Here is a 13,449-nt window from a genome sequence, read left to right on the forward strand (position 1 = left end):
CTCCTCAGCCGAGCCCGGCGATCCCCTGCGACCCGGCGTCGACGAGGCGGCGCCCGGCGGAGAAGACGTCCCGGACGCCGGCCGGGAGGGCGAGGCGGTGGACGAAGGTGCCGTCCCGACGGTCGACGATGGTCACGTAGCCGGTCCCGACGCCGTCGCTGGGCGCCTCGACGAGCAGGATGTGGGCGCCGTCGGTGAGCAGCTCCCCGCGGTAGCTGCCGACCTGGCGCGGGAACGTCCACCGCACGTCGCCGGTCCGCGCGTCGAGCGCGACGATGTCGTCGAACCCCGCCACGTACACGACCCCCTCGATCACCAGGACGGACGGTCGGAAGACCGGTGCGACGTCCACGTCGGCCTCCCAGCGCCGGGCGCCCGTCCTCGTGTCCCAGCCGTACAACGCCTGCCCCGTCGACACCTCCAGGCCAGGCACGCTGCCGTCGTCGACGCTGCGGTCCAGCAACGTCCCGTCCACCTCCACCAGAGGCTCGCCGGGCCGGTACACGGTGGTGACGGGGTCGTTGCGGCCCGCCTCGAGCCGCTGCAGCGTCAGCCAGCCCTGCTCCGTCCCCGCCCAGCCGTTGGTCGCGGCGTCGACCGGGACGCGCTCGCCCGTGGCCGAGAGCAGCATCGGGCTGTCGGCGGTGCTGATGGACACGAAGACGAGGCCACCCACCCCGGCCACGTCCGGCGGCGGCGGGGTGGCTCCGAGCAGGGGTCCGGCCCCGCGGTACCGCCAGAGCTCCGCACCGGTGAGCGGGTCGGTCGCCACGACGAGCAGGTGATTCGCCGCGTCCACGACGCCGGTCGCGACGAGGCCCGGGAGCACCGCCATCGAGCCGACAGGTGCGATCGCGCGGTCGGCCAGCGCGTGCCCGTCGGCCAGGTCGAGCACGCGCAGCCGCGACTGCGAGGCGACGCGGCCCGCCTCGCCCGTGCCGGCCCGCCCCAGGTAGACGTCGGTGACCAGGCACACGACCTGCGTCGGTTCGGCGAGGTCCGCGCTCCAGGGCTGGCACCGGGTGCGGGTGGTGTTGAGCGGGTCGACGAGCGCCGGGTCCGGGCCGCGGAGGTCTGCGGACCACCGTTCGGCCCCGGTCGCGAGGTCGACGGACCGGTACGTCAGCGACCCGTCGGGTCCGACGACGACGCCGTGCAGCGCCCCCTGCGCCACGAGCCCGTACGCGAGCGGGAGGTCGATCGGGTCGGAGCGCCACACGACGTCGATGCCGTCGCCGAGCGGGTCGATCGCGCCCGGCAGTGCGGCTACGCGCGCGTCGGCAGCCCGCGCCATGGCCTCGCTCACCTGCTGCGCGCCGGCCAGCACGGCGACCGCCACGACCGGGGCCAGCAGCCAGAGCAGGGGGCGGCGCGAGCGGCGGTTGGGCATCGTGGGCGCCGTCGGTTCGGGCCGGCTGTCCTCGACGAGCTCGACCGGGACGAGGGCGGCGCGGCGCGGCATGGTCGGATGCTATCGACCTGTGAGGGCGCTCGGGCCTGCTCCCGATCTCCCCGGCGAGGCTCCTTCGTGGGCTCACGCAGCCCTGGCGACCATCTGGTCGGCACCGGGGGGCGTGGCATCCTGGGCGGCATGACGACCGAGGTCTCGACCGCACCGACGACGCCCGCCACGTCGAGCGCGACGTCCTCCGCGCGCGCCGGAGGCTACGCGAAGGGTCGGGCCACCCGCGAGGAGATCCTCGACGCGGCCATGTTGCTGTTCGGCGAGGTCGGGTACCACACGGCCTCCCTGCGGGAGGTGGCCTCACGCGTGGGCATCTCCCACCCGGGCCTGCTGCACCACTTCTCCAGCAAGGCCGTGCTGCTCGCCGCGGTCCTCGAGCGCCGCGACCAGGTCGACGACGCGGCGTTCCGGGCGGACCTCGACGCAGGGCTCGACTACCTCGATGCCCTCACGAGGATCGTCGAGCGCAACGCGGCCCGCCCCGGGATCGTCGAGCTGTTCGCGACCCTCTCGGCGGAGGCCACGTCACCGGACCACCCCGCGCACGCGTTCTTCCAGGCCCGGTACCGCACGGTCGTCGGGTCCACGACGGCCGAGTTCGAGCGTCGGCGCGACGAGGGCCGGCTGCGCCCCGGCATCGACCCGGACATGGCCGCGCGGCTCGCGGTGGCGGTGATGGACGGCATGCAGATCCAGTGGCTGCTCGCCGCCGACACCCCCGCGGACCGCCCGGACATGGCCGCCGCGCTGCGCGCCCAGTTCGCGGCGCTGCTCGCCGACTGATCCGGCGCGACGCCGCGCCTCACACGTGCGACGGGTCGATGCCGTCGACGAGGTCGGACCAGAACGCGACGCGGCTCGAGGCGCCGAGCATGCGCGAGGAGCGGCTGAGGAACTCGCGCTCCAGATAGTCGGCCAGGTCGGAGCCATAGACGATGACGTCCGTCTGGTAGATCGAGAAGACGGGCGTCCCCTGCGCCGCGGGACTGCTCGGCAGGTAGCGGTGCGAGTACACCGGGACCATCGTCGGGACCTCTGCGAGGTGCAGGCGGGCCGCCGCCTCGCGCTCGTCGGCCGGTCGTGGACCCCAGGACGCCGGCCAGAAGTCGTTCTCGACGACGTCGACGACGACCCCGTCGACCGGCCACGCCAGCTGCGCTCGCAGGGACGACTCGTCCTCGTCGAGCCAGTCCGGCCAGCGGTCGCCGACCGGGACCGCGAGCGTCAGCAGCTCGCGGTGGTCCGCGCAGAACGTGAACCCGAACCGCCGCTCGACGTCGGCGACCTCGTCGTCGGTCAGCCCGGGGTCCAACCACACCCCGGCGGCGTCCAACCGTGCGAGCACCGCGTCCAGGTCCATCGCACGAGTGTCCCAGCCGCGAGAACGTGCGCCCGCCGCGAGAACGTGCGGTCGGACTGCCGTTCTCGCGGCGAAGGCACGTGCTCGTCGGCGTCAGCCCGCGGCGACCTTGGCCACCAGCGTGTCCAGCGTCTGGCGGTCGAAGCCCGAGAGGCCGAAGTCGGCGATGACCTTCGCCGGCATCTGCTGGATCATCGCCTGCATCGTCTCGTCGAGCGGGCCCATGTCGGTGGGCGGCACCAGCGCAGCGTGCAGCAGCGGACCTCCGACCGGGTGTGCCAGCCACTCCTCGATCGTGGACATCGGTGTGAGCTCGCCCCAGAGCGGCTCGCCCTCGATCTCCAGCGACGCCGAGCCGCGCAGGTCGCGGGACGACGCACCGACCTCGATCACGAACTCGCCGCCCTCGACCACCCAGCGGTGCAGGCCGGGGTGCCAGTAGGACAGGTCACGCGCGCCCAGGGAGAACGAGACCTCGCGGGACTCGCCGGGCTTGAGCGCCACCTTGGCGAACGCCTTGAGCTCACGCGTCGGACGCAGGACCGACGCCTGCGGGTCGCGGACGTAGACCTGGACCACCTCGGCGCCGGCGACGGAGCCCGTGTTGGTGATCCTGGCGCTCACGGTGACGTCGGTGCCGTCGGCGCTCGCGGCCACGTCGGAGTAGTCGAACGTCGTGTACGACAGCCCGTGACCGAACGGGTAGGCGACGTCCATGGCTCGGGTGTCGTACCAGCGGTAGCCGACCAGCACGCCCTCGCCGTAGCGGACGACGCCGGCCTCGCCGGGGAAGTTCCCGAACGCGGGGGTGTCCTCGATCCGGTGGGGGATCGTCTCGGTGAGCTTGCCGGACGGGGAGCGGACACCGAGCAGCAGGTCCGCGACGGCCGAGCCGCCCGCCTGCCCGCCGAGCCACGTCTCCAGGATCGCCGGGGCGAGGTCGCGCCAGTCGGTCACGCTCACCGCCGACCCGTTGGCCAGCACGACGACCACCCGCGGGTTGACCTCCGCGACCGCGCGCAGCACCGCCACCTGGTTGTCAGGGAGCCCGAGGCGGGGGCGGTCGTAGCCCTCGGACTCGTCGGGACCCGGCAGGCCGAGGAACGCCACGACGGTCTCCGCGCCGCGCGCCACCTCCACGGCGCCGGCGAGCAGGGCCGCGTCGTCACCGTCCGGGCCGCCCGCGATGGTGAAGCCCGGGGCGAACTCGAGCTCGCCGACCGCCCGCAGCGCGTCCAGGGGCGAGTCGAGCCGCGTCGGGTTGACCTGCGACGAGCCGGCGCCCTGGTACCGCGGGGTGCGGGCGAACTCGCCGATCACCGCGACGCCCGCGGTCGAGGCGAGCGGCAGCAGCCCGCCGTCGTTCTTCAGCAGCACCGACCCGGCGGCGGCGGCCTCGCGGGCCAGCTCGTGGTGGGCGTCGACGTCGAACGAGTCGTGCGACTCGAGGCCCGGCAGCGCCTTGGCGATCAGGCCGAGCACCCGGCGCGCGGCGACGTCCAGCACGGCCTCGTCCAGCGAGCCGTCACGGACGGCGGCCACGACCTCCTCGTCGGGACGCGGGCCGGCGGCGGGCATCTGGAGGTCCAGGCCGGCGGCGAGCGCCGGGACGCGGTCGTGCACCGCGCCCCAGTCGGAGACCACGAGCCCCTCGAACGCCCACTCGTCGCGCAGGATCTCGGTGAGCAGCCAGTGGTTCTCGGACGCGTAGGTGCCGTTGATCTTGTTGTACGCGCACATCACGGTCCACGGCTGGGCCTTGGTGACCACGCGCTCGAACGCCGGCAGGTAGATCTCGCGCAGCGTGCGCTCGTCGACCTCGGCGGACACGCGCATGCGGTCCGACTCCTGGTTGTTGGCCGCGAAGTGCTTGAGCGACGTGCCGACGCCCTGGCTCTGGATGCCGCGGACGATCGCGGTGCCCAGCTCGCCGGCGACCACCGGGTCCTCCGAGACGTACTCGAAGTTGCGGCCGCACAGCGGGGTCCGCTTGATGTTCACGCCCGGGCCCAGCAGCACTGCGACGTCGTTGGCGCGCGTCTCGCGGCCGAGCGCCTCGCCGACGCGGGTGACCAGCTCGACGTCCCACGACGAGCCGAGGGCGGCCGCGGTGGGGAAGCACGTGGCCGGGACGGAGTTGCCGAGCCCGAGGTGGTCGGCCTCCTCGGGCTGCTTGCGCAGGCCGTGCGGGCCGTCGGTGACCATGACCGCCGGGACGCCCGCGCGCTCGACACCCTGGGTGTGCCAGAAGTCGGAGCCGGACGTCAGGGACGCCTTCTCCTCCAGGGTCAGCTGTGCCAGGACGCGCTCGACGTCGAAGACCTGCGCCATCGCGGGGTACCTCCTCGTTGGGGTTCGTTCCCGCAACCATAACTCAATTCTTACCACGCGGTAAGGGTCAGGGGAGGTCGGCCGAACCGTCGAGGAACGAGCCCGTCACGCCTCCGCCGTCGACGACCGCCAGGCACAGCCCGACCCGGTCGCCGTCCGCCCAGGAACGCTCGGTCGGCGACCAGGTCACGGTCCGCACCCCGGCGACGACCTCGGCGTCCTCCAGCACGCAGGCACGGGCGACCCGGGCGTCCGCCGCCTGCTGCCCCGGCCAGACCGCGTTCGCCGCGAACGAGAACTCGCTGACCACCTGGGCCTCGTGCGGCTCCGCGCAGGGGACCACGCGGACCGTGCCGACCGGGCCGTCAGCCGGGAGCGCCGCGAGGCAGTTGCCCGTGACCAGCTGCTGGGCCCGGGCGTCGCGAGCTGCGGGCACGTCCAGGGGCAGTGGTCGCGTGGCCAGCGCGGTGAGCACCGCGACGGTCACCCCGACGGCCAGGGCCACCGTGCCGAGGACGCCGAGGACCGCCCCGGCGATCGCGAGACCTCGACCTCGCGTGTGCCGCGACGCGATCCGGCGCAGCGCGATGACCGCGAGCACGAGCGCGACCGGCCCGAGCCCGAGCAGGCCGGTGACCAGCGACCAGACGGCCGACGGTTCCAGCCGCGGACGCGGAGGTGTCCACCCGGGGGCGTAGTGCGGTTCCGGGTAGGCGTACTGGTCGACGGGACCGCTCAGGACGACGTCCCCGCAGCGGCCGGCTGGAGCGTGCCCGCGGTGGCCGACCCCGTCATGCCGGGCTCGTCGCCGTAGTACACGCAGTACGCGGACGTGGAGCCGGCGGCGAAGTCGTCGGGGTGCGGGTAGTACAGCTCGATGCTGCCGTTCGAGAAGTAGTCGGGCAGGAGGCCCTCGGTCAGCTGGTCGCACTCGTCCCAGGCGTCGTTGTACGCCGAGTCGAACGTGTCGGTGCTGTCCATGCTCACGGGCGCGGTCATCGTGATCAGCCCGACCACCTCGGCCTCGTGCGGCACGGCGCAGTCGACGGGCTCGGTGTCAGCCATGTCGTACTCCCACGAGTACGTGGTGAGGCACGAGCCGGCGGTGAGGTCGGTGCGCAGGGTGTAGTCCGGGAGCTGCGCATCGGTGTCGGTGCTGCCGTCGTCGGAGCCCTGCTCGCTGCCCTCCTCGATGCCCTCCTGGACCTGCTCCCAGAAGCCGGACGAGCCGGCGGAGCCGCCGATGAGCGCGACGATGAACACGATGTACGCGATGATCGCGAGCAGCCACAGGATGCCGACCGCGCCGATGACGATGCCCGCGATGGCCCACCCGCGCCCCGCCTTGCCGGAGACCGCGATGCGCCGGAGCGCGGCGATGCCCAGCCCGAGCCCGACCGGGCCGGAGAGGCCGCCGAGGAAGAGGAGGCCGACGGTGCTGGTGACGAACGACGCGATCGCCAGGCCCTCGGTGGGCGGCGTGACGTACTGCTGCCCGTAGCCGTACGGCTGCGCCCCGTAAGGCGGAGCCCCGTACGGAGGAGGTGCCTGCTGGTAGCCCGGTGCCCCGTACTGGGGTGCTCCGTACTGCGGCGCGGGCGCCCCGTACTGGGGTGCCCCGTACTGCGGCGCGGGTGCCCCGTACTGCGGTGCTCCGTACCCGGGCGTGGGCTCGGCGGTGCCGGGCTGCTGGCCGTACGGGGTCGACGCCGGTGCCCCGTACGGGGACGGTGCCGCGGGGGTCCCGCCGTAGGGGAGGGGCTGCGTGGTCTCGCCCACAGGGGTGCGCACGGCCTCGTACCCGCTCGGCGGCACGGACCCGTATCCGCTGGGCGGCTCGGGGGACGTGGGTGCAGGGTCCGGTGCGGCGTAGGGGTCGGGAACCGGAGCCGGCCCCCCAGGCTCGTTGCTCATGCGCGCAACCTAGCCCAAGGGGGCCCCTCGACGGCCGCGGTTGCCACCGACATCACCCGGCGATCTCGAGCACGACCGGCACGTGGTCGGACGGCGCCTTGCCCTTGCGTTCGTTGCGCTCGATGCTCACCCCGGTCACGCGGGCGGCCAGCGCGGGCGTCGCGTACGTGAGATCGATGCGCATGCCCTCGTTCCGGGGGAACCGGAGCTGCTGGTAGTCCCAGTAGGTGTAGGTGTGCTCGGCCGGCTGGTGGACGCGCGACACCTCGGTGTACCCGGCCTCGGCGATGGCTGTGAACGCGTCACGCTCCGCCGGGGACACGTGCGTGCGTCCGGCGAAGACGCCGATGTCCCACACGTCGGTGTCCAGCGGCGCGATGTTCCAGTCGCCGACGAGGGCGACCTGGGCCTGCGCGTCGGCGGCCAGCCAGCCCTGCGCGGCGTCCCGCAGCCGGCCCAGCCAGTCGAGCTTGTACGCGTAGTGCGGGTCCTCGAGCTCCCGGCCGTTGGGCACGTAGAGGCTCCACACCCGCACGCCGCCGCAGGTCGCACCGATCGCCCGGGCCTCCGCCGCCGCGGGGTCACCCCACGTGGGCATCCCGGGGAAGCCGACCTCGACGTCCTCGATGCCGACCTTGGAGATCAGGGCGACGCCGTTCCACTGGCTGAAGCCTGCGGTCGCCACCTCGTAGCCCAGCGCCTCGAAGCCCTCGCGGGGGAACTGCTCGTCCTTGCACTTGGTCTCCTGGAGAGCCAGGACGTCGACCCCCGTCCGCTCGAGGAAGGCCAGCGCACGGTCGGTGCGGGCGCGGATCGAGTTGATGTTCCAGGTGGCCAGGCGCATGGGGCAGGACGCTACCCGGCGCCACCCACCGTTGAGCCAACCGGACGATTCGGACAAGCGGGTGTTGAGCGGGACGAACCGACCCCGTACGGTGCGCTCAACACCAGCCACAGGAGGTCACCGAGGTGGAGGACGTGCTCACGGGCCGTCGCGCGCTCGTCACCGGCGGTGCCTCGGGGATCGGGCGCGCGACCGCGCTCGCCCTGGCCCGGGCGGGGGCCGACGTGGCGATCACGCACCTCTCCCACGACGCCACCGCGGTGGTGGCGGAGATCAAGGACCTCGGCCGTACGGGCGCGTCCTTCCAGGTGGACCTGCGGCGCAGCTGGGACGTCGACAAGGCGGTCAGCGACGCGGCCTCCCTCCTCGGCGGCGGCATCGACATCCTGGTCAACAACGTCGGCGGCCCCGTCGAGCGGCGCGCGGTGCCCGCCATGGACGACGCCCACTGGCACGGGGTGCTCGACCTCAACCTCTCGTCGGCGTTCTACGCCAGCCGCGCCGCGCTCGCGGTCATGCCCGACGGCGGCCGGATCATCACGATCGGCGCGCAGGCTGCCAGCAGCGGCGGCGGCACGGGCATGGTCGCGTACACGACGGCCAAGGCGGCGCTCGAGGGGTTCAGCCGGGCGCTCGCGCGGGAGCTGGGATCGCGCAGGATCACGGTCAACGTGGTCGCGCCAGGCTTCGTCGCCGGCACGCCGCTGCACGCCACCCACACCCCGGAACCGGCCCAGCGCGCCGCCATCAGCGCCTCGCCGCTGAGCCGGGCGGGAGCACCCGACGACGTCGCCGAGGCGGTCCTCTACCTGGCCTCGGACGGCGCCGCCTTCGTGACCGGCACGGTCCTCGACGTCAACGGCGGCGCGTACTTCACCTGAGCCCCGGCGCGACCGTGCCGACGCTGCGGGTCAGTCCTGCGCGGGCCAGCCGCTGACGGCCGACCATGCCCAGGAGGCGACGTCCTGCGCCGGCGGCAGGGGGTCGCGCTCGAGCCACGCCACGAGCACGCCGATGACCGATCCGGCCAGTGCCGCCGCGGCGATCGGCAGCGGCAGGGCCGCCAGCGCGGGCGGCGCACCGTGCAGCTCGAGCCCCTCGAGCGCGAGCGCCCCGATGCGTCGGCGCAACCGGGCGACGGCGACGGGGGAGCCGTGCTCGCCCAGCGCGCTGCGGTACAGGCCCACGTTCTCGGCGACGTGCGTGGCGTACCGGACCAGGACCTCGGGCGCCCCGCCGGTGCCCGTGCCGGGGTGGATATCGGTGAGGTCGGCGCCGACGAGCGCCGCCTGCGCGTCCAGGGCGTCGGCCAGCAGCGTGTCCGTGTCGGGGTAGTGCTGGTAGAAGGTGCTGCGGTTCACGGGGGCCCGGTCGGCGACGTCGGCCACCGAGATCTCGTCCAGGCTCCGTTCCCGTGCGAGCGAGAGCAGTGCATCCTGGAGCAGCCGACGTGTCCGCAGCACTCGTGGATCCACCCGGGCGCCGTCGTCCTGGATCGTCACGCGTCACATGATGCCACCGGCGATAACCAACATGTGTCGGGTATCCTGCATCGTCGACCAAGGAGTGAACATGGCACGCGTGCTGGACCGTCTGGGCCGGGGAAGCTACCGCCACCGCTGGATCGTGCTCGGCGTGTGGCTGCTGGTGCTCGCCGCAGCCGCGTTCGGCGCGGTGTCGTCGGGGCTCAACCTCTCGAACTCGTTCTCGATCCCCGGCACGGAGTCCGACCGGGCGCAGGCGCTCGTCGCCGAGCGCCTGGGCGACCAGGCCGCGGGCGTGGGCTCCAGCAGCTCCTCGCAGGCGCAGGAGGCCGACGAGCCGTCCAGCGCCCGCGTGGTCGTGGCCGCGCCGGAGGGGGAGTCGTTCCTCGAGGGCACGGGGATCCAGGACGTGCTGACCGCGATCGGCCCGGTCGCCCAGGCTCAGGACGTCGCCGCGGTGTCCGACCCGGTCGCAGGCCAGGCGGTCGCCCCGGACGGCAGCGTGATGTACGTCGACGTGCAGTTCAGCGTCGGCATGGAGGACGTCCCGGCGGCGACCACGGACGTGCTCGAGGATGCCGCGGCCGCGCTCGAGGCCGACGGCTACGAGGTCGCCCTGTCGGGTGGCCCGTTCACCGCACCCCTGGAGCTGGCCGGTCCCACCGAGGCCATCGGCCTGGTCGTCGCGCTCGTGGTGCTCGTCGTGACGTTCGGCTCCCTGCTGGCTGCCGGGATGCCGATCCTCACCGCGCTGCTGGGCGTCGGCATCGGTGTCGCAGGCGTGCTGTCCCTGTCCGGCATCACCGAGGTGTCGTCGTCGACCCTGACCCTCGCGCTCATGCTCGGGCTGGCGGTCGGTATCGACTACGCCCTCTTCCTGCTCTCCCGGCACCGCCAGCAGCTGGCCGACGGCATGGACCCGGAGACGTCGGCCGGGCACGCCGTCGGGACCGCGGGCAGCGCGGTCGGGTTCGCCGGCACCACCGTCGTCATCGCGCTCGCGGCCCTGACCGTCACAGGCATCCCGTTCCTGGCCGCGATGGGCCTCGCGGCGGCGGCCACGGTCGTCATCGCGGTGGCGGTCGCCCTCACCCTGCTGCCCGCGATCATGGGCTTCGCCGGCGAGCGGCTGCGTCCGCGCGGCAGGGCGATGCGGCAGGCCGAGCACTCGCGCGAGGCGCGCAACCGCTGGGGCGCGTTCGTCACCACGCACCCGATCATCACGCTCGTCGTGGCCGCCGCCGTGCTGCTCACCATCGCCATCCCGGCGCTGAGCCTGCGCCTGGGCCTGCCCGACGCCGGCCGCGAGCCCGAGGGCTCCGGGGACCGCCGGGCGTTCGAGATGCTGGCCGAGGGCTTCGGCCCCGGGTTCAACGGCCCGCTCGTCGTGCTCGTCGACGCGGCAGAGGACCCGACTGCCCTGGCCGACGCGGTCGGCGCCGTGGTCGCGACGGTCTCGGAGCTCCCCGACGTCGCCTACGCCGCCCCCGTCGCGGCGCCCGGTGCGACGGCCGCGGAGGGCGCCGACGCCGCGCTCGTCGTCGTCATCCCCACCGGTGCACCCAACTCGCAGGAGACCGCGGACCTGGTGCACGCCATCCGCGACGCCCGCCCGGACCTGGAGTCCGCCACCGGCACCGACCTGTGGGTGACCGGCGCCGCCGCCGCGAACATCGACATCACCGAGAAGCTGGCCGACGCGTTCCCGTTGTTCCTGCTCATCGTCGTCGGCCTTGCGATCGTCCTGCTGCTCGTCGCGTTCCGGTCCCTGCTGGTCCCGGTCACCGCGGTGCTCGGCTTCCTGCTGACCATCGCCGCCGCGTTCGGCGCCACGACGGCCGTGTTCCAGTGGGGCTGGCTGTCGGGCATCTTCAACGTCGACTCGGCCGGCCCGCTGCTCAGCTTCCTGCCGATCCTGCTGGTGGGCGTGCTGTTCGGGCTGGCGATGGACTACCAGGTGTTCCTGGTCTCCCGGATGCGTGAGGAGCACGTGCACGGCGCCGACCCGGTCACGTCGGTCCGCATCGGGTTCGCGCACGGCGCGCGCGTGGTGCTGGCGGCCGCGCTCATCATGATCTCGGTGTTCTCCAGCTTCGTGTTCAGCGGGTCCGCGCAGATCAGCCCGATCGCGTTCGCGCTGGCCATCGGCATCCTGTTCGACGCGCTGGTGGTCCGGATGACCATGATCCCGGCGGCCATGACCCTGCTGGGCAGGTCGGCGTGGTGGATCCCGCTCTGGCTCGACCGGATCATCCCGAACGTCGACATCGAGGGCGCGGCCCTGGAGCGCGGTGCGCACACGGCGGCGGCGCCGGTGGACGAGGTGCCCGGAGACGCCCACCACGGTGCGCACACGGCGCACGGCGTGCACGCGGCCGAGTAGCCCGGGCACGACGAAGGCCGGGGGAACCTGCCACCCCGGCCCCCATCGTGCACAGGTCAGCTCACGTCGTCGTCGACCCAGTCGAACGTCTTGGTGACCGCCTTCTTCCAGAGCCGGTACTGCCGGGCGCGCTCGTCCGCGTCCATCGTCGGCTCCCAGCGCTTGTCCTCGGCCCAGTTGTCGATGACGTCCTGCTCGCCGTTCCAGAACCCGACGGCGATGCCGGCCGCGTAGGCCGCACCGAGTGCGGTGGTCTCGGCGACCTTCGGCCGGACCACGGGGACGCCGAGGATGTCCGCCTGGAACTGCATGAGCAGCTCGTCCTGGACCATGCCGCCGTCGACCTTGAGCTCGGTCAGGTCGACACCCGAGTCGGCATTCATGGCGTCCAGGACCTCGCGGGTCTGGAACGCCGTCGCCTCGAGCGCGGCCCGGGCGATGTGCCCCTTGTTGACGTACCGCGTGAGCCCGACGAGGGCGCCGCGGGCGTCGGACCGCCAGTACGGCGCGAACAGGCCCGAGAACGCCGGCACGAAGTAGGCGCCACCGTTGTCGTCGACGGTCTTGGCCAGCTCCTCGATCTCGGGTGCCGACGAGATGATCCCGAGGTTGTCGCGCAGCCACTGGACGAGCGAGCCGCTCACGGCGATCGAGCCCTCGAGCGCGTAGACGGTCGGCTGGTCGCCGATCTTGTAGCAGACCGTGGTCAGCAGGCCGTTCTTCGACGGGATCGGCTCGGTGCCCGTGTTGATGAGCATGAAGTTGCCGGTGCCGTAGGTGTTCTTGGCCATGCCGACCTCGAAGCACGCCTGACCGAACGTGGCCGCCTGCTGGTCACCGAGGATGCCGGCGATCGGCACGCCCGGGACCATGCCGCCCTCGCGGCCCGTCCCGTAGACCTCGGACGACGACTTGATCTCGGGGAGCATCGACAGGGGGATCCCCATGTCGGCCGCGATGTCGGCGTCCCACGAGAGCGTCGCGAGGTCCATGAGCATGGTGCGGGACGCGTTGGTCGGGTCGGTGACGTGCACGCCGCCGTCCACGCCGCCGGTCATGTTCCACAGCACCCACGAGTCGGTGTTGCCGAACGCCAGGTCACCGGCCTCCGCCTTGGCCCGGGCACCGTCGACGTTGTCGAGGATCCACTTGATCTTCGGGCCGGAGAAGTAGGTGGCCAGCGGCAGGCCGACCTTCGCCTTGTACCGGTCGGCGCCGCCCCCCAGCGCGCCCAGCTCCTCGGCGATCTTCTGCGTGCGGGTGTCCTGCCAGACGATCGCGTTGTACACGGGCTTGCCGGTGGTCCGGTCCCAGACCACGGCGGTCTCGCGCTGGTTGGTGATTCCGACCGCGGCGAGGTCACGGTAGGTCAGGTTGGCGCGGGTGAGCGCGAGGCCGACGACCTCGCGGGTGTTCTTCCAGATCTCCTCGGCGTTGTGCTCGACCCACCCGGCGCGCGGGAAGATCTGCTCGTGCTCGATCTGGCCGGACTCGACGATCTGGCCGGAGTGGTCGAAGACGATCGCTCGGGTGCTCGTGGTGCCCTGGTCGATGGCGAGGACGTACTTGGTGTCGGGCATGGTGAGGTTTCCTCCGGTGGTTCAGGGGCTGCCCGGACGACGTCCACCGGCGCTGGTGGACGCCGCCCGGACGGGGACGGCTGTCGGG

General features: G+C 73.1%; 11 protein-coding genes. 3 read left to right on the plus strand and 8 right to left on the minus strand.

Annotated features, from left to right (window positions below; all coding sequences use genetic code 11):
- Positions 1-4 precede the first annotated feature (4 nt).
- Positions 5-1,462 (minus strand): PQQ-binding-like beta-propeller repeat protein, encoded by a 1,458-nt coding sequence (locus ACO06A_RS10365; RefSeq protein WP_421735921.1) that lies wholly within the window; start codon positions 1,460-1,462, stop codon positions 5-7.
- A gap of 129 nt (positions 1,463-1,591) precedes the next feature.
- Between ACO06A_RS10365 and ACO06A_RS10370 the strand changes: the two genes are divergently transcribed.
- Complete coding sequence (locus tag ACO06A_RS10370) at positions 1,592-2,248, plus strand: TetR/AcrR family transcriptional regulator (RefSeq protein WP_421735922.1); 657 nt, start codon at positions 1,592-1,594, stop codon at positions 2,246-2,248.
- A gap of 19 nt (positions 2,249-2,267) precedes the next feature.
- Here ACO06A_RS10370 and ACO06A_RS10375 read toward each other — a convergent pair whose 3' ends face one another.
- From ACO06A_RS10375 to ACO06A_RS10395, 5 genes are all read right to left on the minus strand, one after another.
- Complete coding sequence (locus ACO06A_RS10375; protein WP_421735923.1) at positions 2,268-2,825, minus strand: hypothetical protein; 558 nt, start codon at positions 2,823-2,825, stop codon at positions 2,268-2,270.
- A gap of 93 nt (positions 2,826-2,918) precedes the next feature.
- On the minus strand, positions 2,919-5,156 hold the full coding sequence (locus tag ACO06A_RS10380) for a beta-glucosidase (protein WP_421735924.1): 2,238 nt from the start codon (positions 5,154-5,156) through the stop codon (positions 2,919-2,921).
- A 67-nt stretch (positions 5,157-5,223) separates the two neighbouring features.
- Complete coding sequence (locus ACO06A_RS10385; RefSeq protein ID WP_421736048.1) at positions 5,224-5,820, minus strand: DUF4190 domain-containing protein; 597 nt, start codon at positions 5,818-5,820, stop codon at positions 5,224-5,226.
- A 71-nt stretch (positions 5,821-5,891) separates the two neighbouring features.
- Positions 5,892-7,070, minus strand: a complete 1,179-nt coding sequence (locus tag ACO06A_RS10390) for a DUF4190 domain-containing protein (protein WP_421735925.1) — start codon at positions 7,068-7,070, stop codon at positions 5,892-5,894.
- Between the two features lie 52 nt (positions 7,071-7,122).
- Positions 7,123-7,914: an exodeoxyribonuclease III gene (locus ACO06A_RS10395; RefSeq protein WP_421735926.1), complete on the minus strand. Its 792-nt coding sequence runs from the start codon at positions 7,912-7,914 to the stop codon at positions 7,123-7,125.
- A 125-nt stretch (positions 7,915-8,039) separates the two neighbouring features.
- On the opposite strand from ACO06A_RS10395, the gene ACO06A_RS10400 reads away from it, so the two are divergent.
- Positions 8,040-8,795, plus strand: a complete 756-nt coding sequence (locus ACO06A_RS10400; protein WP_421735927.1) for an SDR family oxidoreductase — start codon at positions 8,040-8,042, stop codon at positions 8,793-8,795.
- Between the two features lie 30 nt (positions 8,796-8,825).
- Here the strand turns inward: ACO06A_RS10400 and ACO06A_RS10405 are convergent, their stop codons facing one another.
- On the minus strand, positions 8,826-9,416 hold the full coding sequence (locus ACO06A_RS10405; protein ID WP_421735928.1) for a TetR/AcrR family transcriptional regulator: 591 nt from the start codon (positions 9,414-9,416) through the stop codon (positions 8,826-8,828).
- A gap of 70 nt (positions 9,417-9,486) precedes the next feature.
- On the opposite strand from ACO06A_RS10405, the gene ACO06A_RS10410 reads away from it, so the two are divergent.
- Complete coding sequence (locus ACO06A_RS10410) at positions 9,487-11,781, plus strand: MMPL family transporter (RefSeq protein WP_421735929.1); 2,295 nt, start codon at positions 9,487-9,489, stop codon at positions 11,779-11,781.
- A gap of 56 nt (positions 11,782-11,837) precedes the next feature.
- Here the strand turns inward: ACO06A_RS10410 and glpK are convergent, their stop codons facing one another.
- Complete coding sequence (gene glpK, locus ACO06A_RS10415; RefSeq protein ID WP_421735930.1) at positions 11,838-13,361, minus strand: glycerol kinase GlpK; 1,524 nt, start codon at positions 13,359-13,361, stop codon at positions 11,838-11,840.
- Positions 13,362-13,449 lie beyond the last annotated feature (88 nt).

It is taken from the genome of Cellulomonas sp., from assembly GCF_965229465.1.
GTDB lineage: Bacteria > Actinomycetota > Actinomycetes > Actinomycetales > Cellulomonadaceae > Cellulomonas.

What these genes read in the sequence shown, in the direction of transcription:
- ACO06A_RS10380 (WP_421735924.1), bottom strand. Translation starts at nt 5,156, where the DNA reads ATGGCGCAGGTCTTCGACGTCGAGCGCGTCCTGGCACAGCTGACCCTG.
- ACO06A_RS10375 (WP_421735923.1), bottom strand. Translation starts at nt 2,825, where the DNA reads ATGGACCTGGACGCGGTGCTCGCACGGTTGGACGCCGCCGGGGTGTGG.
- ACO06A_RS10365 (WP_421735921.1), bottom strand. Translation starts at nt 1,462, where the DNA reads ATGCCGCGCCGCGCCGCCCTCGTCCCGGTCGAGCTCGTCGAGGACAGC.
- ACO06A_RS10370 (WP_421735922.1), top strand. Translation starts at nt 1,592, where the DNA reads ATGACGACCGAGGTCTCGACCGCACCGACGACGCCCGCCACGTCGAGC.
- ACO06A_RS10395 (WP_421735926.1), bottom strand. Translation starts at nt 7,914, where the DNA reads ATGCGCCTGGCCACCTGGAACATCAACTCGATCCGCGCCCGCACCGAC.
- ACO06A_RS10410 (WP_421735929.1), top strand. Translation starts at nt 9,487, where the DNA reads ATGGCACGCGTGCTGGACCGTCTGGGCCGGGGAAGCTACCGCCACCGC.
- glpK (WP_421735930.1), bottom strand. Translation starts at nt 13,361, where the DNA reads ATGCCCGACACCAAGTACGTCCTCGCCATCGACCAGGGCACCACGAGC.
- ACO06A_RS10390 (WP_421735925.1), bottom strand. Translation starts at nt 7,070, where the DNA reads ATGAGCAACGAGCCTGGGGGGCCGGCTCCGGTTCCCGACCCCTACGCC.